The following is a 24210-nucleotide window of genomic DNA, read 5'->3' as shown; positions in this document are numbered from 1 at the left end:
GGTTTGACCGAATTTCATCTGTCATGGGAACGGTCGCCGCAGCCGGTCAGCGCGTGATCAGGCGTTTGATGAACATCTTGCCGCTGGTTACCGCTCGGGCCAGCGGCCTTCGGCCACCGGCCGGATTCGAATGGGGAAAGGGCACGGCCGGGACCGGATGGTCGAGGAAAGCGCAAAGCTTTTCCCATTCGTCGCCCGCCAGCAGGTTCATTTCGAGCAGCTTGCCCGGACGGTCGGAAAAATAGTCGCGAACGGCGGCATTATGCGCTTCCATAACAGCGACATAATGGTCTTCATTACCGATCGGCGCGCCGCGCCCGATACCATAGATATGCTCGCGCATCGGTGTCGAGACATGCGCGAAATGGCCGGTTTGCGATGCGATCCACGACGCCGGATCGCGCAGCGTCAGAATAAATTTGGCATCCGGCCATTGGGCATCCATCTCGCGATAGACAAGCGGCCAGGGATTGTCCTGGAACGCATCGAACTGCTCCGACAATGCTCGCGTCCGGGCGAGATAGGTTTCGCCGATATCGGGCTCGGACACATCGTTCGGGCCCGTCACGCGATAGCCCAGCACAGAGAGCGCCGATGCCAGCGACGTCGTGCCCGTCTTGTGAAACCCGATTCCGAAAACCTTTCGCATGGGCCGGTCCTATCGCACTGCCGGTGTAGCGCAAGGCGATATTGGCCCGGCACGAGCGGAAAGCGCCCCACGGGAGCGCTTACCAGGTCAGCCTGACCGATCGAGCGCCGAAAGATGGGCGGCGATCTGGCGGAGGTTGGACGCATAGCTGTTCGCGAGCGCAAGTTCGATGCGTTGCCGCCAGCCGGTATCGCGCCCCTCGCGAACCGCAGTCAGCGCCTCGGAGAGGCATTGCGCGATCCGGTCGGGCGCATCGGCGGGGGCCATGAAGATGCCCGGCGCGTTAGCTTGCGCGAGAATGTGGCTGCTCACCACTTCGCCGCCGGTCGCAAAATATTCCAGCAATTTATGGGAGTTGACCCCGTGGTTCGGGTCGAGTTCGCGATCGTAGCAGAGCAGCCAGACATCGACATCGGCCGTCGCGTCGATCAGCGCCTGACCGGTCAGCAGGCCCGGAAGCGCGACATTGGGCTGCAGACGCAATTCCTCGACCCACGCCTGCATCCGGAGCAACTCGGCCGACATTCCGCCCTGGGTCGGTCCGATGAAACGGAACGCGATATCGGGATTGCCCGTAACGAGCCCCATCACCCTCGGCCGGTCGAGCGCGGCTTGGGCGAAGTTTCCGACAAAGCCGACCACTGGCGGTTTGTCCGGACTGCGGCGCGTCGCGCTGCCCAAACGGCGGCGTGCCGCCTCGGCAAACCAGGGGGCGAGCCCGTGCCCGATGACGTGGCGCGGCTGTCCGGCGTCCGGGATTCCCTGCAGGAAGAGCGCATCGACCGCCAGGATCAGGTCGGCATGACGATGGCTGGGTACCCCTGTCGAGATATGATCGACGAGGTGCAGGATCGAGCGGCCGGCACCGAAGGGACGATGGTCGGCGAACTGGCGCGCATTGTCGAAATCCCACAGCAGGTCGATCGGCCCGATGGCCCTCGCGATGGCCGCGGCCCGCAGCGGGGTGATCCTGTCGAACAGCCAGCGCGCCCGGAATTTTAGGCGCGCAAATGGCAGTTCGGGATGCTCGACGACCATGACTCCGGGCGTTTCGCTCGGCGAAACGGTAATAGCCGCGCTGCCGCCCGGCGGGTTCAGGAAGAATACCCGATGACCGAGCGCCGCGAGCTCACGGGCATAATGATGCTTGGACACCTGCAACCCCGCCCAAGGCTGCGGCGACAGGATCAAGATGGTCAGTGGCTCTCCCAGAAGGTCGTAGCGGGGAACGCTCATCGTCGGCTTCACCGCTTCAGCCCAACCGACCGCATGACGCGGCCGACCATGCCGACGAGGCGGAAATAGCGTTCCCGATCCTTGCTGTCGGTGCCGTAAATCTCGTGCCGCTGGTTGGGCAACGCAAGAAGCGCCTCAAATTCGCTTTCGGTAAAGCCCAGCTTCTTGCGGACATAGGCCTTGTCGCGTTCCTGCAACGCCTCTTCATAGGTCGGCTGCTGCAACTCGCGCAGCGCCTCCTCGCGCGTCATCTGGCCCGACAGGATCAGGTTCGACAGATGCGCCTTGCGCTTGTCGATCCCGAATTTCCGCGGGAGGAAGTAGCCCTGATAGAAGCGCGTGAAGAGCGATTCATAATGTTTGCCGCCATAATCGACCCAGTCGAGCTCGCGGATCAGCAATTCCTTCGCCTCGGCCTTGTTATAGTCGATCAGATCGAGCACCGGCTCGCTATGGATGCCGCGGACCAGCTGGTACCACGCCCGCTGCCACACGCCGAGCGCGGGAAGCTTCCTGAGCGGTTTTGTCCCGAATTTTTTGTGAATATTCCGAATGTTTACGAGATCGAATTTCGCATAGTTCCACGACGGCGGCATCACCGATTCGGTCGCGAAATTGAGGCCCGAGAGCATATATTTGAGCCTGTGCTTCGCCGCGAGGCGATAGAGCGCGCCCGAGATCATATGGTCGGTCGGCACCTCTAAGTCGACGACCGAGGCCTTGAAATAGGCGCGCTGAAGATCGCGGAACTCCTCCCAGTCCATCACGAAGGTGTGCAGCTCGAAGCCCAGCTTCTTGCAGATATTCTCGATATTGCGGACCGCGAGCTCGTTGTTCCAGCCATTGTCGAAATGGACAATCAGCGGGCGCAGGTCCCATTGTTTCGCGAGCCAGGTGACATAGCTGCTATCGACCCCGCCCGACAGGCCGATGACGCAGTCATAGGGCTTGCCTTCGCCGTCGGTGCGGATGTCGGCGAGCAGTTTTTCGAGCCGCGCTTTCTTTTGCTCGGCGTTCGGCTGCGTCGCCATCAGCGCCTGATATTCGTGCCAGTGATTGGACACACCCTCGTCGTCGAAGACGATGTCGGGGTCGCTCCCATCCATCACCGTGCGCGTGCAGACGCGCGTCGACGAGGCGGGCAGGGGAGAGGTTGCTTCGGTCACGGGGCCCCGTTCAATCGAGCCTGGCGAACAACTGCTCGCGCAGATCGCCCTCGTCGGGATAGGAGATCAGCACGCCTTGATTCGGCGCGCGGTAGACGAACAGGCTCGACGCCGCCACCGCCGAGGCGCCGGCATCGCGGATCGCGGGCAGGAAATCACCAAGTGCCGCCGCGCCGCCGCACGCGACGACCGGCACATCGACCGCCTCCGCCACCGCGGTCACCGTCGGCAGGTCGAAGCCGGTCCATTTGCCGTCGCGGTCGATGCTGTAGATGATGATCTCGCCCGCCCCCGCCGCGGCCATCGCCTTCGCGGCCTCAACGGGCGACTGGCCCGTCCTGACCTTGCCGCCATGTGTCAGCACCTGTTGCCCGCCGAGCAATTTCTTCGCGTAGGGGAGGGAGACCGCGACCGCCTGCGTCCCGAAGCGTTCGGCGATCGCGCTGACCAGCGCCGGCCGCGCAAGTGCCTCGCTCGACAGCACGACCTTTTCGAGGCCGATCTGGAACAGCTTCGCCGCATCTTCGACACTGCGGATGCCGCCGCCATAGCCCATCGGCAGGAAGGCCTCCTCGACGATGTCGCCGATAGCCGCGAAATTCGGCCCACGCCCATCGGTCGTGGCGTCGATATCGAGCAGCAGGAGTTCGTCGACCATCTTGGTGTTGAAGATGCGGACGGCGTTGATCGGATCGCCGATATAGGTGCGCTTGCCGAACCCGACGGTCTTCACCAGCCGCCGGTCGCGATCGATGGTGAGCACCGGAATGACGCGGACGCGGCGCATTCAGACCTGCCAGTTGGCGAATTTCTGCCCGGTCAGCGCGCGCAGTTCGGCGACATCGGGCGCATAGCGTTCGCGCAGTTCCGCCAGCTCTTCGGGCGACATTTCGCGCTTGTTGAGGCCCCGATACAGATATTTGCGAAAAAAACGGTTCGCCATGAACCGGTGGAAATCGAAAGGCGCGAGGCGCAGCGCGATCCGGTAGAATATCGACCGGCGCCAGTGCAGCGGCGCGATATTCGAATCGTTCGTGTTCGATTCGAAGCGGAACAGCGCCGGATCTTCGACCGCCTCGACGCCGAGAAAGGCGAAGATCCGGTTCATGGTCGCCAGCCGGTCGCGGCGCAGATCGTCGCTATCGACGACCAGTATCTGCTCCATCGGATAATGCTCGAGGAAGAAACGCAGTTGCCAGGCATAGGCGCCGGTCAGGAAATAATGGTCGCTGGCGACGGCCCAGGCCACGTCCTCGGGCGGCTGCTCGGCATAATTTTCCACCAGATGCGACCGATAGCGCTCGATCGGGTCGCGCACGATGTAGACGAGTTTCGCATCGGGGCAGAGCTGCGCCATCTTTTCGGGGGCGCCCTTGTAAAAGGGATGATGCGCCTTGCTGTAATTCTGCGACGCTTCGCCGCGCACGGGAAAGGCGGCATCGAACTGCGCGCGATACCATTCGACCGACCGGTGCGCCTGCTCGCCGGAGAACCAGTTGATTTCCTTGGCCGCCGCCATGTGGATTTGCGGGTGCAGCGCAAGATAGTCGTTGAGGCTCGTCGTGCCGCACTTCATCGCGCCGATGACGAAGAGGTTGGGAAGGGCGCCGTCGGTCATCGTCTGTTACAGGCCTGCAAAATGCCGGAGAACCGCCATGCCGAAGGACAGGCTTTTTTCCGGGTGGAATTGAACGCCGAAGACATTGTCCTGTTCGACCCCGGCTGTGAAGCCATAGCCGTGCTCGGCCCGGCAAAGTTCGGTGGTTGGATCGTCGCAGACGATATGAAAGCCGTGAACATAATAATAGCGCGGATTGCTGGTCGACACGGTCATCCGCCGACCCGCGGCCCATTCGGTATCGGCCCAGCCGATGTGCGGAACCTTCAGCCTCGCGTCCAGCTGGCTGCGGTCGAACGCCACCGTACGCGCCGGAATCCAGCCTAGGCCGGGAAGCTCGCCTTCCTCGCTGCCGCGCGTCAGCAATTGCGCGCCGAGGCAGATGCCGAGTATCGGCACGCCGCGCTTCACCGCTTCGTCGAGCGGACCCGCCAGCCCCTTGTCGTGGAGCCGCCGCATGCCCCAGTCGAACTTGCCCACGCCCGGCAGGATCAGATGGCCGGCTTTGGCGACCGTGTCGGGATCGCCTGTCAGTTCGGCGCTCACGCCCAGATAGGCCAACATGTTGATGATCGAGCGCGGATTGCCCGCATCATAATCGACGATGGTGATCATGGCCGTCGGTCACTCCCCATCGCTCAGCTCCGATATCGCGTTCGAAATTGTCGCGATATGCTCGGCATAGCTGTTCGCAATCGCGAACTGCGCACGCACTTCCGCGAATGGCCGCCCGATTTGGGCATAGTCTTTCCGCATCGCGGCAAGCAACTCGACCATATCGCGATTGTCGTCGAAGGCGGAGTGCTGGATCGCGCCGAGGGGAAAGGGGAAGGACAGCCGGTTCGACAGGATCGGCTTTCCGGTCGCCAGAAATTCGTTGACCTTGTGCGGATAGATCAGGCTGCTTCCTTCCGGATAGCGATAGGTGAGCAGCCAGATGTCGATGTTGTCCGCGGCGGCGATGATCGCCTCGCTGGTCATCCGGCCGGGCAGCGCGACGTTGGCGTTGCCGCGCAGCCGGGCCGTTTCGCGAACCGACGGCGCCTCCCGGCCATAGGGACCGATGATGCGGAACATCAGGTCGGGATGGCCTTCGATGACCGCGTGCAAGGCCTCCCAGTCCATATCGTTGCGGTCGAGGTTTCCGACATAGCCGACCGTCAGCGGCTTGTCGCGGAATGAGGGGAAACCGCGGGCCAACTGCGCCTTGCCGAATTCGACATAGGCATTTTGCGTACCATGCGGGATCAATATCTTGCGCGCCCGCACGGGGGCAGCGACGCCATATAGGCTTCGTTGTTCGACAGGATCAGCTGTGCATGCTTTGCCGACGAAAGTTCGGGCGCGATATTGTCGACGGGATGAAAGACGCGGCGCCCGGCGGAAAAGCGGCGCAGGTCATTGAACAGCAGATTGTCGTCGAAATCCCATACCAGGTCGATAGGCTCTCCGACCGCCCGGACTATCCGCGGTGCGGTGCGGTTCATCAGCGACTGGAACAGCCACCGCGCATGGAATTTCGTGCGATAGGGAAAAGGGATACGGTATCGTACGACATCGACGCCCGTCGCCACGGAGCGTTCGATCGCGACCGTCGTTCCCCGCGCTGCCAGGTCGGGCGGTTCGACGAAAAAGACGTGGTGCCCCTGTTCGCCCAGGAGGCGCGCATAATGATGCTTCGACACCGCAGGCGCGTCCCATCGCTGCGGGGAAATCAGAAGTATCGTTCGCGGCTGCCCAAAGAAACCCTCCATCGGTCAGCAGTCCAGCAATTCCGAATGGAGGGCGAGGCGGGAAAATTCCGGGAAATCCTCGACCGGAATATAGCCGTGGTAGCGATGCTCGCGGCTGTAATCGACACATTGCTCGCGTTCGATGCGGCGGACCGGCTTGGCCGGAACCCCGGCCAGGATCTGATATCCCTCCGGAAAGGAGCGTGTCACGACAGCCCCCGCCGCGACGATGGTGAAAGGGCCGAGTTCGACCCCCGGCATGACCTTGGCACCGCCGCCCAGCCAGCTGTGACGCCCGATCGTCACCTTCGTCGGACTGTGCTGGCGATGATCGTGGATGTCGTGATTGGCAGAGATGATATGGACGCCCGGCGCGATCCAGACATAATCGCCGATGTCAATCAGCCCGATGCCCTGGATATAGCAATTGGGCATGAAGCCCGGCGCGGAATCGATCCCGACCCGGATATTGCGCCAGTTCACGATCTTGCTGGTGCGATCGACCGGCCAATAGGCGCGGTCGGCCTCGCTGAAGACGAACTGGTCGAACCAGTGGACGATGGTCGGACTGACCGCATAGCCTACGGTTTCGCGCTGAACCCGCCACGCCGGATGATTTTTCGCCATCGCACGCAGCGCGAGCCAGCGCGGCAGGAAGCGCGTCGCGCGCAACAGCGATGTCGCCCCCACTTGCTCGTTCAGCCGGTCGGTGGGGCTTTGCCCTTCAATCATGTCGCTGCGGATTCCCTCGATGTCCTGCGATGGCGGTAGGCGATCAGAAAGGCCGTGCCAAGGAATGTGACGTACATGAGGCCCTGCGCCACCGCATAGGCGATGATCGCCCCGATCGGCTCGGCGTGCAGCCAGATGCTGAGCGCGGTCGCGCCGGCGGTCGTCGCGGCGAAAAAGGACGACATCCAGAAATCCAGACGCTGATAACCATGCAGCCACAGGATCTTGGTCAGCGGCATGGTGATGAACTGAAGCCCGATCACCGGTGCCAATATGCGGGCGACCTCGCCCGTTTCGTGCCAGTTCGGCCCGAGGACGAACACGAACAGCGTCGGCGCGATCAAATAGAGCAGGGTGAAGAGGGGAATGCCGATCGCGGTCAGCCCGATCGCCAGCCGGACGAACAAATGGCTGCAACTGCCATAATGGCCGATCTCCTCCGCGCCGCGGCGGAAGAAGACCTGTCCGATCGCCTGCGCGAAGAGCTGGACCGGCATCGCCAGCAAGCCGCGTGCGCGGTTGAAATGGCCGACCAGCGCGAGCATCCCCGCCTGAAGCCCCAGCACATAGACCGGCGCCATCATCGCGGCCTGTTCGACGACCGACGTCGGCGTCGACCAGATCGCGAACTTGCGGTGGCGGATCGCGGCGGCGCGGCGCTGCCCGGGGAGGTCGCGCGCGCGGTCCGCAGCGCGGCGCGATTGCCGTTGACCAGATAGGCGAAGGCGCCGATCTGGCCCATGAAATAGGCGGCCATCAAGCCGGTCGAGCCCCATTTCAGAAAGCCGAAGAGGATCGATGCCGAAACCGTGATGACGATATTGACGATCTGGTAGCGGCTCATGAAGCGATAGCGGTTCTCGCGGTTGGCAAGGGCCTGCAGCGTCGTGGCATTGCCCGACACCAGCACGGTCAAGGGCAGGAACCATAGCCAGGGCCACAGCGCGTCGATGGCCGAGCCACCCGGCAGCAGCAGATAGGCCAGCGCGACCCCAACGAGGACCAGCGCCGATGTGCCGAAGGCGACGCGCAACGCGAGCGCGAGCGTGGCAGCGGCCTCCTCGTCGTGCTTGTCGACGATGATTCCCTTGAAATACTGAAGGTTGCTTAGCGTTCCGAGTACAACGCCGAGCGCCATATAGCTGCCCAATATGCCATAATCGGCGGGCAGGTAGAGACGCCCCAATATCGGCGCGGCGAGGATCGGAACCAGCGCCGAAATGCCTTGCCCCAGCGAGAGCGTGGCGAAATTGCGCACGAACCGGATGCGCGGCAGGTGAAAGAGGCGGTCGAGCAGGAATTTCAATGTCTACACCCGGGTCGCGGCGAAGCGGTCGAGTCCCGCCACGCTGAAGGACGGGCTCTGTTCCGGGTGGCGTGGCACCCGGGAAACATGGCCCGATTCAACGCCGCGCGGCGAACTCGCAACCGGGGCGCGTGCGGCGGAGCTCGATCTCGGGATCGTCGCAAGGAAGATGGAAATGGCGGGCGTCCGGATGGTCGACGATCGTGATCATGACTGCAACAGCACCGTTTCCACCATATCGGCCAGCCCGGATCGTTGAAGACGACCGCGACCCGGGGGCGATATACCGATATCGGGGCGCTCGCAAAGACCGAATTGGGCACGGGATCACAGCCGGACATCGAAAGCCCTGACCCAGGCGGCGAGGCTGATCAGGCGGAACATCGCCTGGTCGTAATCGCCCGCCGTCGGCGTGAGGCCGTCCAGCCGACGCCTTACGAGCGCGGCATCGACGAACGGCGCGAGCGTGCCCAGCGCATCGTCGATCATTGCGCGCATCGCGCCGTTGTTCGCGACCCAATAGCCGGCGTCGGGCGACGAAAAGCCGTTCTTCTGCCGCCGCCAGCGCACCGCGTCGGGCAATTCGGGCACCGCGTCGCGCAAGATGCGCTTCTGCCAGCCGCCGCCGACGCGATAGCGGACCGGCAGGCCGGCGACATATTCGACGAGCCGGTAATCGAGGAAGGGCAGGCGCGATTCGACGCCGAAGGCCATTGCGAAGCGGTCCTGCGAATGGAGCTGATAGGGGATCGACAGCCGCCCGATCTCGGCCAGCACCAGTGCCTCGAAATCGCGCGGCAGTTCGCTGTCGGAGGCGATGGTGCCCGCGATCCCGGCGGGGAAGGCGCCGTCCATCAACACCGAGACGCGCGGCACGGCGCCGAGCTGGCTCGCGATCCATTTGCGCGTCGTGAGCAGCAAGGGTTCGCCGGTCGACAGGCTGCGCGCGCGCAGGTTCGTCCAGACCTCGCCGAACCGTCCCGACAAGAGCGCCGCGCGCTGCGCCGCGAACCAATATTCGCCGTAGCCGCCAAAATATTCGTCCGAACCCTGGCCGTCGAGAAAGACCGTGACGCCATGACCGCGCGCCGTTTCGAACAGCGCATATTCGTTGAAATGGCTGCCGCTCGGCAGCGGCTGATCCTGCAGGCGCGCGAAGGTTTGAAGCCAGCCGGGCGTGAAATAGCCGGGCAGGTCGACCGGCACCTCGATATGGCGATAGCCGAAGCGGTTCGCGACGCTGGCGGCGAGCGCGCGCTCGTCGTGGCCCGCGGCATCGTGCCACGTGGTGAACACCGGATGCTGCGAGGGATCGGCCAGGAGCGGGCGGCTGAGCGCCGCGATCGCCGTGCTGTCGAGTCCGCCCGACAGCGCCGCGCCGAGCGGAACATTGGCGATATGGCGCAGTCGCACCGAATCGCCGAGCAGGTCGCGGATCGTGCTGACGGCCTCGGCATAAGGCGGCCGTGCGGGCTCTATGCGCTCGGCAAGGTCATACCAGCGCCGCCGCTCGACCTTATGGCTCGCGAGATCGATCTCGAGCCAATGGCCGGGAAGCAGGTTCACGATATCGGCGAATAGCGTATGTTCGTCGACATTGAGCCGTCCGGTTTCCAGGAAGATGCGCGCCGCCGACAGATTGGGCCGCGGTTCGACGAGGCCGGTCGCCAGCAATTGCTTCGCCTCCGAACCCGCGATCAGCAGATTGCCCGACAGATGATAGCAGAGCGGCTTGATCCCGAACCGGTCGCGCGCGAGGAGCAGGGTGCCGCGCCTCGCATCGTGGAACGCGAAGGAGAACATGCCGTTGAGGCGGGGCAGGGCATCGCTGCCCCACTCGTCGAGGGCATGGAGCAGCACCTCGGTATCCGACCGGGTGTGGAAACTGTGCCCCAGCACCTCGAGTTCGCCGCGCAATTCCTGGAAATTATAGATGGCGCCGTTGAAGATCAGCCAGCTGTCGCCGAGTTGCATCGGCTGGTTCGACCGGTCGTGGACGTCGATCACCTTGAGCCGCCGATGTGCGAGGCCGACCGATCCCAGTCCGATCACCCCCTCGGCATCGGGTCCGCGGTGCGCGACCGCATCGGCCATCGCCTGCAGGTGCCGCCGCTCGACGGAACGTCCGTCGCGGTGGACGAGGATGCCCCAGCCGCACATGCTCAGTCGCCGTCGGCAGCGGCCAATGCGGCGCCGAAACGCCCCAGATAGCGATGGCGCAGATTGCGGCGCGCGAAGTTGTCGAAATCGCTTGCACGGATATAGCCGTGCGGCGCATCCGCGGCGATTACCGGTGCCGAGCCGATCATGGGTGCCGACGACGCGGGCGGGATTGCCGCCGAGGATCGCGCGGGGCTGCAGGCAGGATCGCGTCACCACGCTGCCGCGCGTCACGACGATATGCTCGGCGAGTTCGACCCCGGGCAGGATCGTGCAGCCGTCCTCGATGATGCAATGATTGCCAATGATTTGCGGATCGGAGTCGAGATAGTTCGTCAATCGGGTCGGATCATGGTCGCCCGAGATCAGCCCGACCTCGCGGCCGACCGTCACCCCGTCGCCGATCACGATACCCATATTGGCGCTGACATAGCATAAGGGCGCGATGCCCGGCCAGCTGTCGCGCCCGAGCAGGACGCGGTTCGGATAGTCGAGCTGGCTGTCGGGATGCATCGGCCAATAGGCCGCGCCGTTGATGCCCAGTACATGCTGCGCGAAGCGGATTTTCCAGGGCACGGCGTGCATCAGCGATCGCCCCATATGCGGTCGAAAAGCGCGGCGTCGACCGCGGTGGCGCGCAGACACGCGATTTCGCCAAGCGGCGTATAGCCGACATAGGCGTTCGGGCGCCGCCAATGCTCGCACGCCGCCGGATCGAGCCTCTTGATGATGCGCGCAGGGCTGCTGGCGATCACGCAATAGCCTTCGGGAAAGCTGTCGGTGACGACGCTGTTCGCTCCGACGATCGTGAAATCGCCCAATGTCACGCCGGCTTCGACGGTGACGTTCATCGTCAGCAGGCAGTATTTGCCGATAAAGATCGAGAAATCGCCGGGCGGCTCAACGGGCTCTTGCCCATCGGGAACCGAGTGCATCCGGACCGCCGGCGCCACCTGCGTATAATCGCCGATATGGATGCCCCCGCGCCCGTCGATGTCGCAGCCGACGCTCCAGCCCGGCGAGGTCTCGGGACCGATCACGACAAAGCGCCCGCCGCGCACGCGGGTCGAGGGGTGCACCGGCCAATAGGCATCGGCATTGCGGCGCAGGATCTTCTGCGAAAACCACATGCGGAAACGCAGTTCGACCTGCGTGCCCGCGGTGTCGATGAAATAGCGGCGCCCGCTCAGCCGGTGCCAATGCGCTTCGAACAGGCGGCGCGCCCGCTCGAGCAGGGTCGCCGGCCAGCTTAGCTGCATGTTCAAAAGGCGGCCCATGCCGGACCCTAGGCCGCGCTCAGCCCCGGCCAGCACGGCGGCGATGACGCGGTCCTGCACTGCGTCGGCCAGATAGGCGTGCATCGGCAGGCTGAACACCTGTGCTGCCCAGCGATCGGTTTCGGCCATGCTGCCCGCGACACGGCATGTGTCCCGATAAGCTCAGCTGGACGTGCATCGGCTCGGGATAATGGACTCCGGTCGGCACGCCTAGCCACCTTCAGCGCATCGAGGATCGCGGCGCGGTTCGGCGATTTCACGGCAAAATAACCCCAGACACTCGTTCGATCCTCGGCGATCATCGGCAGTTCGAGCGCGTTATGCCCTGCGAAAGCCGTCAGATAGCGAGCACCGAGCGCTTGGCGTCGCACGATTTCGTCGTCGAAGACTTCGAGCTTGGCGAGCAGCACCGCCGCCTGGATCGTGTCGAGCCGCCCGCCGACGCCGATGCGCGTGTGATGAAAGCGCTTCGACTGGCCGTGGACGCGGATTTCGCGGCACGCCTGCGCCAGACCGTCGTCGCCGGTGAAGATCGCGCCGCCGTCGCCATAACAGCCGAGCGGCTTGGCCGGGAAAAAGCTGGTGCAGCCGACCAGCGACTGGTTGCCGCTGCGCCGCCCCTTGTAGGTTGCACCGAAGCTCTGTGCGCCATCCTCGATCACCGCGACGCCGTACGGCGCGGCGATCGCGTTGATCGCGTCCATGTCGGCGCACTGGCCATAGAGCGAGACGGGAATGATCGCGCGGGTCTTGCCGGAAATCGCTGCCTTTACCGCCTGCGGGTCGATGGTCGAGGTCGCCGGGTCGATGTCGACGAACACCGGCGTCGCGCCGAGCAGCGCGATCACCTCGACCGTCGCGACGAAGGTGGCCGAGGTGGTGACGACCTCGTCGCCGCTCCCGATATCGAGCGCCATCAGCGCGATCAGCAGCGCCTCGGTCCCCGATGCCACGCCGATGCAATGTTTCGCGCCGGTATAGGCGGCGAGCTTCGCCTCCAGCTCGGCGACCTCGGGCCCCATGATATATTGGCCATGGTCGAGCACCGCCTGAATGCGCGCATCGACCGAGTCCTTCACCGCGCGATATTGCGCCTTCAGGTCATTGAATTCGATCGTTTCGCTCATCGCGGCGCGCATTCGTCGTCGCCGATCCGATAGGCCTTGCCGCATGCGGCGCAGGTCACATCGCCGTCGCCCTCGAGCCGGACGCCGCATTCGCACATCCAGCCGATCCGGCGCGCGGGCACTCCGACCATCAGCGCATAGGGCTCGACGTCGCGGTTGATCACCGATCCGGCACCGACGAAGCCATATTCACCGATCTTCACGCCGCACACGATCGTGCAATTCGCGCCGAGCGTCGCGCCCTTGCGCACGATCGTCTCGCGATATTCGTCCTTGCGCGGGATCGCCGCGCGCGGATTGTAGACGTTGGTGAACACCATCGCGGGACCGCAGAAGACATCGTCCTCCAGCGTCACCGCGTCATAGACCGACACACCGTTCTGAATACGGACATTGTCGCCGATCGTCACATGGTTGCCGACATAGACATTCTGTCCGAGCGAACAGCCCGCGCCGATCCGCGCGGTGCCGCACACATGTACCCAGTGCCAGATCGCGGTGCCGTCGCCGATCTCGGCGCCGGGGTCGACGATCGCGGTGTCGTGGATCTTCACGCCCATCAATAATCCAGCGGCAGGGACACGCGCTTGCCGTCGCGTGCGGACAGATAGGCGGCAATCAGCACTTCGAGGCTCCGAAGCCCTTCGCGGCCGTCGGTCGCGGCATCGCATTCGCCCGCCAGCGTGCCGATGACATTGTCGTAATAGAGCTGGTGCCCGAAGCCATAGACTGACGGTGTGTCATAGGAGGCGCCCGCGACCTCGGCATCGTCGGGGTGCGGCGTGTCGAACTGCCAGTTTTCGATCCTGTTGAGTGCGGTCCCGCCGATTTTCACACTGCCTTTCTCGCCGAGAATGGCGATCGAGCCTTCGAGGTTCTTCGGATAGGTCAGCATCGTCACGTTCATCGACCCCAGCGCGCCCGAACGCCAGCGGATGTTCATCACCGCCGTATCCTCGACCTCGATGTTCCGCGCCAGCGTCGCGGTATAAGCGTGCAGGCTCTCGATCGGGCCGCCGAGCCAGTCGAGCAGATCGACATAATGGCTCGCCTGGTTCATCAGCGCGCCGCCGTCATATTCCCATGTCCCGCGCCACGCCGCGCTGTCGTAATAGTCCTGCGGGCGCGTCCAGAACACATTGACCGCGATCATATAGATACGCCCGAACCGGCCGTCGCCGACCGCCTTCTTGAGCAGTTGCAAAGTCGCATTGCGCCGGTTCTGCTTGACGATGAAAAGTTGGACGCCGGCCTTCTCGCAGACCTCGACCATGCGCAGCCCATCCTGCCAGCGTGTCGCCATCGGCTTTTCCGAAACGATATGACGACCGGATTCGGCGATCTCGATGACCTGCGCCGGATGCAGGCCGCTGGGCGTCGTGACGATCACCGCGTCGGCATCGGTCGCGGCTAGCATTTCGGTCAGCGAAGCATGGCCGCGCGCGCCGGTGCGCTCGACCGCTGACCCGAGCGCGACCGGATCGACGTCGCAGACATCGACGATCTCGGCGCGGTCGGAATGCGCCTCGATCGCCGCGAAATGATTGGCCGAAATCCGGCCGCATCCGACCAGCGCGAAACGCTGGCGGCGGCCCGTAATTGGCTGAATTGCAACGCTCATAAGGTCAGCATTTTCCCGTTGCGACCACCCCGCCTCGGCGCAGATAGTGGCGGAAGGTCTATGGACAAGCTTCCCGCAAAGATCAATCGGCGCGCGCGGTTCCGGCCCGGAAGAGCGCGGCGAAGATCGCGAGCAGCACGAGGTCGATGCCGGCGGTCCAGAAGGGCAGGTAAAGCCAGGCGATGGCATAGGCGACCGGGATCTGCACCAGCAGGGTTACGGCGAACAGAACATAACTGACGCGCGCATGGCCCCAGCGGCGTTTTGCGTGCTGATAGGCATGTTCGCTATGCGCCTGGGTGACATTCTGGCGGCGCAGGAAACGGCGCAGCAGCGTGACCGCGCTGTCGCACAGGAACACCCCCTGCAGCAGCAGCAGCGCGAGCCCGAAACGCCAGTTCGACGCCGCCACCGCCAGCGTCACGGCGGCGGCGAACAGCCCGAGCGGCGCACTGCCGCTGTCGCCCATGAACAATTTCGCCGGCGGGCGGTTGAACAGGAAGAAACCGAGCACCGCGGCGCCGAGCAACAGGATCGGCGGGTCGAGGATCGTCGGCGGCAGGATCAGCAGCGCCCCCGCGACGAAGGCGAGCATCTGGAGCGCAACGATACCGTCGATGCCGTCCATGAAATTGGTGATATTCGCCGAATAGACGAGATAGAGCAAAGCCACGACGAATAGCGGCGCAAACCAGTCCGCGGGCAGTTCGGGCCAGGGCCACAGCAGCAGAAACAGCCCCGCGCAGCCGAATTGGACCGCGAAGCGCAGCGAGGTGGGCAGGGGCGTGCGGTCGTCGAGCCAGCCGAGCCACATCAGTGTGACGACCGCTGGACCCAGCGCCAGCGCCGCAGTGACCTGATCGGGGATCAGCCACGCCGCCGCCGCGAGCAGGACGACCCATACCGAGAGGAACACGATGCCGCCGCCCGTCGGCGTGGCGACGATATGCGCGCTGCGCTCATTGGGCGTGTCGACGAGCCGCTGTTTCGCCCAGCCGACATAGAGGCTCAGCAGCATGACCGTCGCGATCAGGCAGATGCCGGCGAGCGCCAATCCGATGTCGATCATCGCGACACCTCCGCCGCCGCCATTTGCGCGAGCGCCTCGGCCATCGTCATCGGCGGGTGCCAGCCGAGCAATTGCCGCGCTGCTTCGCCATCGACCACCAGCGGATCGCAGAGCCGGTCGATCGCGGCGCGCTGACCGGTCACGCTGCCGGCAAGGCGCAGCAGCGGCGGCGGAACGGGAAACAGCCGCGCCGGGCGGCCGAAGGCCGTGCCGATGCGCGCGAGCAGGTCGCGAACGCTCACCGTCTCGCCGTCGCTCGCAAGCAGCGTGGTGCCCGCCGCGGCCGGATGGCGGCTCGCGGCGACGGCCAGCGACGCTAGGTTGCTCACGGCAACAAGGCTGCGCTGGTTGCGGCACAGACCGAAGGGCAGGGGGCGCCCGCGCGCGACCCACGACACCATGCGCGCGAAATTGGCGCGCACGCCGGGGCCGTAGACGAGCGGCGGGCGGATGACGGTGACTTCGAGGCCGGTTTCGGCGGCAATGGCGTGCAGCGCCTGCTCGGCCTCCCATTTGGATACGCCATAGGGATCCTGCGGATCGGGCCGGTCGTCGGCGGTGAAAGGTCCGCGGCCCCCGGTGGTTTCGCCGTTGACCTTGATCGAACTCAGGAAAACCAGCCGCTTGACGCCCGCCTCAGCCGCCTGGCGGGCGAGCGCCGCGGTGCCATCGCGATTGACCGCGCGAAAGGCCGCGAGCGGATCGGCGCCCTTGTCGTCCATCTGATGCACCCGCGCGGCGCAGTGGATCACGCGCTCGACGCCGGCGAGCGCGGAACGCCAGTCGGTGTCGGGGCCGATGTCGCCGATCGCGGCGTCACCGGGCTCCGCCGCCCGCCGCACCGCCGACCGGACCGGCGCCCCCTGATCGCGAAGCTGCCGCACGATTTCGCCTCCGACGAAGCCGTTGGCGCCGGTCACCAGCGTCAGCGCCCTATCCATCAGGAGGCCCGGCGCGGCACATATTGGAAAATCTTGGTCAGATATTTCGACCAGATCATCAGCGCATTGGTCTTGACCCCGTTGCGCTTGCACGCGACCCTGATCTCGCGGTTGATGATCTTGCGGCTCTGCAGGCCCTGGTTCGACACGCCGCCGGTCGCCATGGTGACGATTGGAGCCGGGACGTGCACCGACGTCCGCCCACCGGTGCAGAAAAAGCGCAGCATCAGGTCGTAATCGGCGGCGATCCGGTAATCGGTCGCGAATCCGCCCATTTCGCGAAACAGGTCCGTGCGCATGTAAAAGCCCGGATGCGGCGGCATCTGGCCCCAGCGCAAGCGCCGCCGCCAGTTGCCCGCGCCCGAATAATAGCGCTGGCGCGCCGGTTTCGCGGGATCGACGATCACCACATCGCCTTGAACCGCGTCGGCGCCGGGATGGGCTGCGGCGGCTTCGGCGAGCCGCGCCACGGCATCGGGATCGCCGAGCCAGTCGTCGGCGTTGAGAAAGCCGACATAATCGCCCGTCGCCAGCGCCGCCCCCTTGTTCATCGCGTCGTAAATGCCCTTGTCGGGCTCCGATACCAGCTTGCCCCTGAACCAGTCGAGCTTGCCGATACGCTCGGCCGTACCGTCGGGCGAGGCACCGTCGACGACGATATGCTCGATATGCGGATAACCCTGGTCGGCGACCGAACGCAGGCAGGCGTCGATCGCCTCGCCGGGATTGTAGCAGACAGTGACGATCGTAAAACGCACGCTCGGTACAACCACCGAGAATCCCCTGATTAAGCTCGGCGACGGGCTGGCAAGCATGTCCGCATAGGCATCGGCAAACTGCTTGGCAATGGCGGGCCAGTGCAGGTGATCGGCAACCCATGCCCGGCCCGTCGCACCCATGGCGACGAGCTCGGCGTCGGGCCGGGCGGTCGCGTCGGCCAGCGCGCCCGCGATGGCGGCGGCCTCGGGGGCGACCCACCAGCCGCAGCCTTCGGTCTCCAGCACCTGCCACGGCGTGCCGGTCGTGGTGATCACGGGCAAGCCATGCGCGAGGGCTTCGGCGGCCGAAATACCGAAATTCTCGGTATAGCTCGGCAGCACGAACAGCGAGGCGGCGTCATAATGGGCGCGCTTGGCGTCGCCGCTCGCCGGCCCGTCGATCGCGATCACCTCCGAAAGCCCGTTCTGGATGATCCGGGCCTCCAGTTGCGCCCGGAAACCCTCTTCGTCGGGGCCGACCAGCTGGAGCCGCCATCCCGCGGGCCGCACCTCGGCCCAGGCATCGACGAGCATCGTCAGCCCCTTCACCGGATGCAACCGCCCCAGGAACAGGGCGGTACGCATCGCATCGACTGCCTTGGGCGCGCGCGGAGCGGCATCGGGAATATCGATTCCGTTGGCGATCAGCAGCGGCTGCCGCTCGGGGTAGCGCTCGCGGATCCGCGCGACCTCGTCCGCCGCCGTCGCGTGCAGCCGCGCCGCGCTTTCGACCCCGCGCTTCTGGTACAGCGCCCAGGCGAGCCGCTTTTTCCAGCGGCGATGCTGCCAGGCCCACGGCTGCATCATGCCCCTGACGCTCAGCAGGCGCGGGATGCGGCGCTCGCGGCAATGGCGGGCGACTTGTGCGCCATAGGGCAGCCACAGTCCGTTGTCGTGCACGGCATCCCAGGGCTGCGACGCCAGCACGTCGCCGACCGGCGCGGTCGAGGGGATCACCCGCCCCGTCGGATCGAAATCGCGCGCGCGTTCGGCGCTGCCGTCGGGCGCCCAGACCGTCACGTCATGCCCGATCCCGCCGAGCGCCCCCGCCAGCCGCCCGACCGAATAGGCCGGGCCGCCCTGTTCGAGGCGGAAGCTGGGATTGATCAGCAGCAGGCGCGTCATACGCGGCTGATTTTCGCCTGCGCTTCCGCAAAGGTCCGGATGTCGAGATAGCGTTCCATCATCTTGGCGATGATGAAGCCGATGATGATCGACGCATAGAAGGACGAAAAAACCGACGACATCGTCGACAGCGGTTGCACCAGCGCCAGCGCGCCGACCGCGAGCGGGACCGCCTCGGTCATCCGGCCATAGACCATCGCGCGATAACATCGCAGGTCGATCCATCGCACCAGGGCGGCGAACATCATCGAGAAGACAATGACGCCCCACAGTCCAAAATTGACGTAGAATTCGAAAAAGGGACCGATGCCATAGGTCGTCTCGCGGCTCGCCTGATAGCCGGTATGGCGGGTCAGGAATTCCGAACCGCCGCGTACGGGCTTGTCGACCCAGATGATGCGCGGGACGAAGGAGAACATGTAGGCCAGCAGCGTCGAACCATTTTCATAGGTATCGGGCTGATACTCGAGCTTTTCGACCGCCATGCCGGTAAACAGCGCCTGGTTGAGGCGCGCGTCGAGCGCGAAGAGCTGATCCTCGTCGTCGGTCGACAGCGGTGTGAATTTCGACAGCGCGTCGAACAGCCCGTCGACGCGCTGTTCCAACGTCGAGGTCTGTTGCCATACGATTTCGCGGAATTCGCCGCGAACGAGCAGATAGTTGATCGACAGGTACAGGAAGACATAAAGGCCGAGCATGAGCGCCAGCAGCGCGCGCCACACGCCCAGCCGCCGACCGACGATCGCAAGCCAGAAACAGCCGATGAAAATGACGGTCGCAAGGGCTTCGGCCAGGATCGCGGTGCCGAGCAGGTTGGCGAGCGGGATTGCCGCGGTCAGCGCCCCGATTTGCCACATGCTGAGGCCCTCGCCCAGCCAGACGCGCCGCAGCAGCGCGAAGCAGATGGCGATGGGCAGCAGGCTGCGGCTGCTGAACACCACGGCGCCGAGACTGGGCACGGCGGTCAATTCGGGTGCCACGAGAATGGCCACGAAAAAGATGCTGCCGACGATCAGCATCGAGCGTTCCGCGGTGCGCAGGAAGCGGGCGGGGTAACGCGCGCGATCGAATTCGAGGCTGTAGTTCTGGCGGAAGTAGGTGGTCAGCCAGATGGCGAAAGCCATCGCGACATAACCGATCATCGACACTTGGATGCCTTTGGCGACGGAAATCCGCGTATAGCCGATACCGAACAGAAAGGCGTTGTTCTGGTGGAAATAGCCCGGCACCAGATGCACGATCGCGCCGATGTGCATGACATAGAGGGCTAGCATGAAGGCGAGCGGGAAACCCAGCGTGCCCTTCGGCGATTTGACCAGATGGACGAGCGTGCCGACAAAGGCCGCAAAGCCCACCGCCAGCCAGAAACCGATCGTCGTTTCGGGGCTCTCGAACAACATGGGTCAGCTATTTCCTGTCTTGCCGGGCCACGCCTCGCCGTCGCGCTGCGCCGCCGCCATTCGCCGCGCCACATCGGCGGCGCCTGCCGCCGCGCGCCAGCCGAGACGCTCGGCCGCTTTCGCTGGCGACGCCGCGCTATAGCGCAGGTCCGAAGGACGGATCAGTCCCGAATGCGTCGTCACATGGCGGCGCCAGTCGAGTCCGAACTCCTCGAAAACGGTCGCGACAAAGGCCTCGAGGCTCGTCGTTCGTCCGGTCGCGATGATATAGTCCTCCGCCTCGTCCTGCTGCAGGATCAGGTGCATGGCCTCGACATATTCGCTCGCCCAGCCCCAGTCGCGCCAGATGTCGAGATTGCCGAGTGTCAGCGTATCGGCACGCCCCGCCGCGATGTCGGCGGCGCCGCGCACGATCTTCTGCGTCACGAAACGCTCGGGGCGCAGCGGCGATTCATGGTTGAACAGGATGCCGTTGCACGCGAACAGGCCATAGGCCTCGCGGTAATTGGCGACTGTCCAGTGCGCCGTCGCCTTGGCCACGGCATAGGGGCTGCGCGGGCGAAAGGGCGTGTCCTCGGTCGCGGGCGTGTCGCCGATATCGCCGAAACATTCGCTCGACCCCGCGTTGTAGAAACGCACCGGCCGCCCGAGGAACCGGATCGCCTCGAGCAGGGTCAGCGTCGCACCGCCGATGCTGTCCATCGTCTCCACCGGCTGGTCGAACGACAGGCCGACCGAGCTTTGCCCAGACAGATTGTAGAGTTCGTCGATCTCGAGCCGGTCGAGCGTCTGGATGATCGAGCGGAAGTCTGCGGTCGCCATCGAATGGATCGTCACCGCGTCGCGGATGCCCAGCCGGTCGAGATTGGCCCCGCGCACCATGTCGCCATCGCGCGACGTGCCCGCGACCTTGTAGCCCAGCGACAGCAGATGCCGGGCGAGCAAGCTGCCGTCCTGGCCGCTGATTCCACAGATAAGCGCAGATTTGGCCACTAACTCGCTTTCGATGTCCCTGCGGCGATGACGGCCGCCTTCAGGCGCGCGACGAAATCGGGCCAGCTGAAGTAATCCAGACCTTCCGGTATTTGCTTGGGCTTTGCAAGCGCGCGCGAAACCGCGTCCGCGATATCGTCGAGATGGTCGGGGTCGATCAACTCGCCGAGCAGGCCGTCGCGCAGCGCCTCGCGGCTGCCATCGACCTTGCTGCCGACGCACGGGATGCCGCAGGCGGCGGCCTCGAGGAACACGAAGCCGAAGCCTTCGCCGCGGCCGGGCAGGGCGAAGACGTCGGCGAGGCGGAAGATATCGGCCTTCCGGTCCTCGGGCACGAATCCCATGAAGGTCGTGTGCCCGGCAACGCCCAGCTCCCGTGCCTTGGCCTCCAGCCGCGCGCGGTCGGGGCCGTCGCCCGCGACGACATAGTGGACGTCGGGATGTTTCGCGACCAGCGACGGCAATATTTCGAGCATCTCGTCGACGCCCTTGTGGCGGTCGCGGCCGGGAAGGCGGGCGAGGGTCAGGACGATCCGCTTGCCCTGCAGGTCCCATTTCTCGACCAGGTCGGCGGGTTTCGGCCCCATCGCATAGCGATCGAGCCGGATCGCATTGGGCAACTGGACGTAATCCGATGCGGGCAGCCGCGCCCAGGCGTTCATCCGGTCGGTGGTGATCTGGCTGATCGACCAGATCGCGACGCACGCTTTCAGATTGGGGATGTGCTTCGGCAACGGATCCCAAACGTCGATGCCATAGACGATCAGCACCAGCGGGCAATTGTTCCGCCGCGCGAGCAGCCGCGCGAAGCTCAGGAAATTGATATGCGCGCAGATCACCAGATCGTAGCGCGATACGAGCATTTCGCGCAGGATCGCCATGGCGAAGCGCGCCTTGCCGCCCGCCGCGCTCTCCACGATCCGCGTCCGCGCCGGCAGCTTGTGCGGCGGCGGGTCGAGCAGCCGCTGCAGCAGCGTCACCTCGGCGTCCGGAAACGCCTCGACGATCGCATCGACGATATCGCGGTTATAGAGGCCGATGCCGCCATTGCCGTTGTCGAGGCCAAAGGCGCCGGGGGTCAGGAAAGCGATGTTCATGGCGTCACCAGTTCGGTCAGCGCGGCCAGCATGACGCGGGCGCGGTCGTCGAAATGCGACCGCAGCGCGACGGTGCGCGCGCGGGCCGCGCCGCGGATCGCCTCCGCCTCATCGGCCGGCAAGGCCAGCAGCTTGCGCGCTTCGGCCAGCATCCCCTCGGCATCGGAGAAATAGAAGGCGTCGCGGTCGGCGATGAAGAAATCGCGATGTTCGGGGCTGTCGGGGCCAAGGCTGATGCCGCCGACCGCCGGCACCTCGAAGCTGCGCAGATTGTGCGATCCCTCGTTATGCGGCCGGAACAGGTTGAGCTGGAAGCGGTAACGGCGCAGGATGCGGAACATGTCGATCCCGGCCTCGGGCGTGCAAATCCGCAAGGTCGCGGTCGGCGTCACGAATTTCTCCCAGCCATAGCCGTAAAGGTCCATCGGCACGCCATTGCCGAGCCAGAAAGCGCACCGCCTCGGCGCGCTCCTCGTCGGGGTTGCCGTTGAAGCAGCCGCGCACGACCTCGGCTTCGGTCGCCAGTTCGTCGTGCAGCGCGTCGTCGATGGCATGGCCGAACGGCAGCACAAGGACCTTCTGCTCCGGATTGGCGGCTTCCAGTTCGCGGCCGATCGGGCCGCTGTACGTCATGTAGAGACGATAGAGCGGCACGCTGTCGCGGACATTCGCGTTGCCCGATCCCGGTGAGAAGAAGCGGAACGGATGGTCGGTATTGTAATTGGCGAGAATGATCCCGCGTGCCGCGATCCGGCGGAGCAGGGCGGGCGGATAGTCGAAGCCCTTGAACACGACCAATATATCGGGGCGGACCGCTTCGACCGCCGCTTCGAGCCGTTTCGCCGCCGCCGAACCCGTCATCCGCTCGAAACGGCGCAATATCCGCCCGGCGAGCGACGTCGGGGCTTCGCCGACGTCATAGGAAACCGCGTCGGCCCCGGCCGCCACCAGCCCGCGAAAATAGCAATCGGGAACGGCCCAGCGATTGCCGCTGACCGGGGTCAATATTTTCACCGCGCCCGCTCCATCCGCTGCGTCACGGGCTTCAACTGCTCGTCATAGGCCCAGTCGCCCGCGATCCGCCGACGCGCGCGTTCGCCCATCGCCCGCACCTGCTTCCGGTCATCGCCGAGGCCGCGAAAGGCGGCCGCGATCGACGCCGCGTCGGCGGGGTCGCAGGCGACGGCGAAGCCGGGATCGACGAACATCGTCCGCCAGTCCTCGCCCGGCCCCACGATCAGTGCCAGCCCCTGGCCCATCGCGTCGAAGCTCTTGTTCGAGGCGCCCGCCATGTAGCGCAAATTGATATCGTCGGCCTCGACCGGCAATGCCGCGAAGGTCGCGTCATAATCGCGCAGCGCAACGACCAGATCGTGATAGGGCATCGCATCGCGGATCAGCAGCCGGTCGGCGCAGCCGCGCTCGGCGGCGCGCGTGCGGAGCCGGTCGTTGTGGCCGCGCGACGAAATGGTCTCATAGCCGATCAGCGTCAGTTCGACCTCGGGGACTTCGGCGAGCGCGTCAATCATCGCCATCGGCACCCGCTGCGCATTGATCGATCCCGCATAGACGATCCGCACCGGCCCTTCGGCATCGCCCTGGCGCGGCGCTCCGACCTCGTCACGGCAGGGCGTGTTCCAGGCGACGATCGGCGCGCGTTCGGGCGGCAGGCCGGCGTCGCGCGCGAGCAGTGCCGCGCGGTCGGCATTGGGCAGGACGACGGCGTCGGCGCGCCGCGCCAGCGCGCCGCGGGCGTTCCATTGCAGGCGGATCCGCCACGAGGCGGCGAGGGCGGGGGAATCATGCTCGTGATAGACGGTGGCGCCGCGATGCAGCAGGCGCAGCGGGCTGCAGGCCAGCGCCGCCATGCTGTCGGCGATATAGAGGCAATCGGGTCGCCAGCGCCGCACGATCGCCGCCGCGCGCGCCGCGAAGCGAAAGGGCGCCGGTCCGCCGTGGCGCACCCAGTCGCAGCTTTCGGCAAGGTCCGCGGGAATCGCCAGCGGGTCGCCGCCGCCGAAATCGACCCCCAGGTACCGCACCTCGTGCCCCGCCGCGCGCCACAGGCGTCCGGCCCGCATCGCGACCGGGAAGGCGCCGGGGTTTGCATATTGGATATACAGGATTTTCATAGCGCGGGCCGCTCCCTACACAGCGCGGCGAGCCGCGGCAACTCTCGTCGCGCGCCCAGGGGCGGCGGAC

General features: G+C 65.3%; 24 protein-coding genes. All 24 read right to left on the bottom strand.

All coding sequences use genetic code 11. From position 1 onward, the window contains the following. Positions 1-46: 46 nt before the first annotated feature. Entirely contained in the window at positions 47-649 is a 603-nt protein-coding gene (locus N0A20_RS07005) for a sulfotransferase family protein (RefSeq protein WP_260583193.1), read from the bottom strand. Positions 650-736: 87 nt separating this feature from the next. Next, positions 737-1885, bottom strand: a complete 1149-nt coding sequence (locus tag N0A20_RS07000; RefSeq protein ID WP_260583192.1) for a hypothetical protein — start codon at positions 1883-1885, stop codon at positions 737-739. Between the two features lie 8 nt (positions 1886-1893). Beyond that, positions 1894-3051 carry an N-acetyl sugar amidotransferase gene (locus tag N0A20_RS06995; RefSeq protein WP_260583191.1) on the bottom strand — a complete coding sequence of 386 codons (1158 nt, stop codon included), beginning with the start codon at positions 3049-3051 and terminating at the stop codon, positions 1894-1896. A 10-nt stretch (positions 3052-3061) separates the two neighbouring features. Next, a complete protein-coding gene (locus tag N0A20_RS06990; protein ID WP_260583190.1) occupies positions 3062-3838 on the bottom strand; it encodes a HisA/HisF-related TIM barrel protein in 777 nt (258 codons plus the stop codon). After that, positions 3839-4669: a sulfotransferase family protein gene (locus N0A20_RS06985; protein WP_260583189.1), complete on the bottom strand. Its 831-nt coding sequence runs from the start codon at positions 4667-4669 to the stop codon at positions 3839-3841. A gap of 6 nt (positions 4670-4675) precedes the next feature. Then, positions 4676-5284, bottom strand: coding sequence for an imidazole glycerol phosphate synthase subunit HisH (gene hisH / locus N0A20_RS06980; protein WP_260583188.1), 609 nt, complete (start codon positions 5282-5284; stop codon positions 4676-4678). 9 nt (positions 5285-5293) lie between these two features. Next, positions 5294-5938: a hypothetical protein gene (locus N0A20_RS06975; protein ID WP_260583187.1), complete on the bottom strand. Its 645-nt coding sequence runs from the start codon at positions 5936-5938 to the stop codon at positions 5294-5296. Then, positions 5917-6354 (bottom strand): hypothetical protein, encoded by a 438-nt coding sequence (locus N0A20_RS06970; RefSeq protein ID WP_260583186.1) that lies wholly within the window; start codon positions 6352-6354, stop codon positions 5917-5919. Before N0A20_RS06970 ends, N0A20_RS06975 begins: the two co-directional genes overlap by 22 nt. Positions 6355-6426: 72 nt before the next feature. Further along, entirely contained in the window at positions 6427-7134 is a 708-nt protein-coding gene (locus N0A20_RS06965; RefSeq protein WP_260583185.1) for an acyltransferase, read from the bottom strand. After that, complete coding sequence (locus N0A20_RS06960; protein ID WP_260583184.1) at positions 7131-7718, bottom strand: lipopolysaccharide biosynthesis protein; 588 nt, start codon at positions 7716-7718, stop codon at positions 7131-7133. The genes N0A20_RS06965 and N0A20_RS06960 overlap by 4 nt, the downstream gene beginning before the upstream one ends. Beyond that, positions 7715-8440, bottom strand: coding sequence for a lipopolysaccharide biosynthesis protein (locus N0A20_RS06955; RefSeq protein WP_260583183.1), 726 nt, complete (start codon positions 8438-8440; stop codon positions 7715-7717). The genes N0A20_RS06960 and N0A20_RS06955 overlap by 4 nt, the downstream gene beginning before the upstream one ends. Positions 8441-8767: 327 nt before the next feature. After that, the gene (gene asnB / locus N0A20_RS06950; RefSeq protein ID WP_260583182.1) at positions 8768-11185 is read right to left on the bottom strand and encodes an asparagine synthase (glutamine-hydrolyzing); all 2418 of its coding nucleotides are present in this window, start codon (positions 11183-11185) and stop codon (positions 8768-8770) included. 700 nt (positions 11186-11885) lie between these two features. Beyond that, positions 11886-13004, bottom strand: a complete 1119-nt coding sequence (locus tag N0A20_RS06940) for a DegT/DnrJ/EryC1/StrS family aminotransferase (protein ID WP_312846613.1) — start codon at positions 13002-13004, stop codon at positions 11886-11888. Next, the gene (locus N0A20_RS06935; protein ID WP_312846612.1) at positions 13001-13564 is read right to left on the bottom strand and encodes an acyltransferase; all 564 of its coding nucleotides are present in this window, start codon (positions 13562-13564) and stop codon (positions 13001-13003) included. The genes N0A20_RS06940 and N0A20_RS06935 overlap by 4 nt, the downstream gene beginning before the upstream one ends. Further along, the gene (locus tag N0A20_RS06930; RefSeq protein WP_260583181.1) at positions 13564-14625 is read right to left on the bottom strand and encodes a Gfo/Idh/MocA family protein; all 1062 of its coding nucleotides are present in this window, start codon (positions 14623-14625) and stop codon (positions 13564-13566) included. The genes N0A20_RS06935 and N0A20_RS06930 overlap by 1 nt, the downstream gene beginning before the upstream one ends. 82 nt (positions 14626-14707) lie before the next feature. After that, positions 14708-15694 (bottom strand): hypothetical protein, encoded by a 987-nt coding sequence (locus N0A20_RS06925; protein ID WP_260583180.1) that lies wholly within the window; start codon positions 15692-15694, stop codon positions 14708-14710. Beyond that, entirely contained in the window at positions 15691-16635 is a 945-nt protein-coding gene (locus tag N0A20_RS06920; protein ID WP_260583179.1) for an NAD-dependent epimerase/dehydratase family protein, read from the bottom strand. The genes N0A20_RS06925 and N0A20_RS06920 overlap by 4 nt, the downstream gene beginning before the upstream one ends. Continuing rightward, positions 16635-18518, bottom strand: a complete 1884-nt coding sequence (locus tag N0A20_RS06915; RefSeq protein ID WP_260583178.1) for a glycosyltransferase — start codon at positions 18516-18518, stop codon at positions 16635-16637. Before N0A20_RS06915 ends, N0A20_RS06920 begins: the two co-directional genes overlap by 1 nt. After that, a complete protein-coding gene (locus tag N0A20_RS06910; RefSeq protein WP_260583177.1) occupies positions 18515-19918 on the bottom strand; it encodes a hypothetical protein in 1404 nt (467 codons plus the stop codon). The genes N0A20_RS06915 and N0A20_RS06910 overlap by 4 nt, the downstream gene beginning before the upstream one ends. 3 nt (positions 19919-19921) lie before the next feature. After that, a complete protein-coding gene (locus N0A20_RS06905; protein ID WP_409574743.1) occupies positions 19922-20863 on the bottom strand; it encodes a GDP-mannose 4,6-dehydratase in 942 nt (313 codons plus the stop codon). 47 nt (positions 20864-20910) lie between these two features. After that, positions 20911-22008 carry a glycosyltransferase family 4 protein gene (locus N0A20_RS06900; RefSeq protein WP_260583175.1) on the bottom strand — a complete coding sequence of 366 codons (1098 nt, stop codon included), beginning with the start codon at positions 22006-22008 and terminating at the stop codon, positions 20911-20913. Continuing rightward, positions 22005-22349 carry a glycosyltransferase gene (locus N0A20_RS06895; RefSeq protein ID WP_260583174.1) on the bottom strand — a complete coding sequence of 115 codons (345 nt, stop codon included), beginning with the start codon at positions 22347-22349 and terminating at the stop codon, positions 22005-22007. The genes N0A20_RS06900 and N0A20_RS06895 overlap by 4 nt, the downstream gene beginning before the upstream one ends. Continuing rightward, complete coding sequence (locus N0A20_RS06890; protein ID WP_260583173.1) at positions 22294-23022, bottom strand: hypothetical protein; 729 nt, start codon at positions 23020-23022, stop codon at positions 22294-22296. The genes N0A20_RS06895 and N0A20_RS06890 overlap by 56 nt, the downstream gene beginning before the upstream one ends. After that, positions 23019-24140, bottom strand: coding sequence for a glycosyltransferase (locus N0A20_RS06885; RefSeq protein ID WP_260583172.1), 1122 nt, complete (start codon positions 24138-24140; stop codon positions 23019-23021). The genes N0A20_RS06890 and N0A20_RS06885 overlap by 4 nt, the downstream gene beginning before the upstream one ends. Between the last annotated feature and the right edge of the window lie 70 nt (positions 24141-24210).

The sequence above is a fragment of the Sphingopyxis sp. PET50 genome (assembly GCF_025244705.1).
In the GTDB taxonomy this organism is placed as follows: Bacteria; Pseudomonadota; Alphaproteobacteria; order Sphingomonadales; family Sphingomonadaceae; genus Sphingopyxis.
The sequence above is the reverse complement of the archived record's forward strand: the minus strand, read 5'-3'. Positions and strand labels throughout refer to the sequence as shown.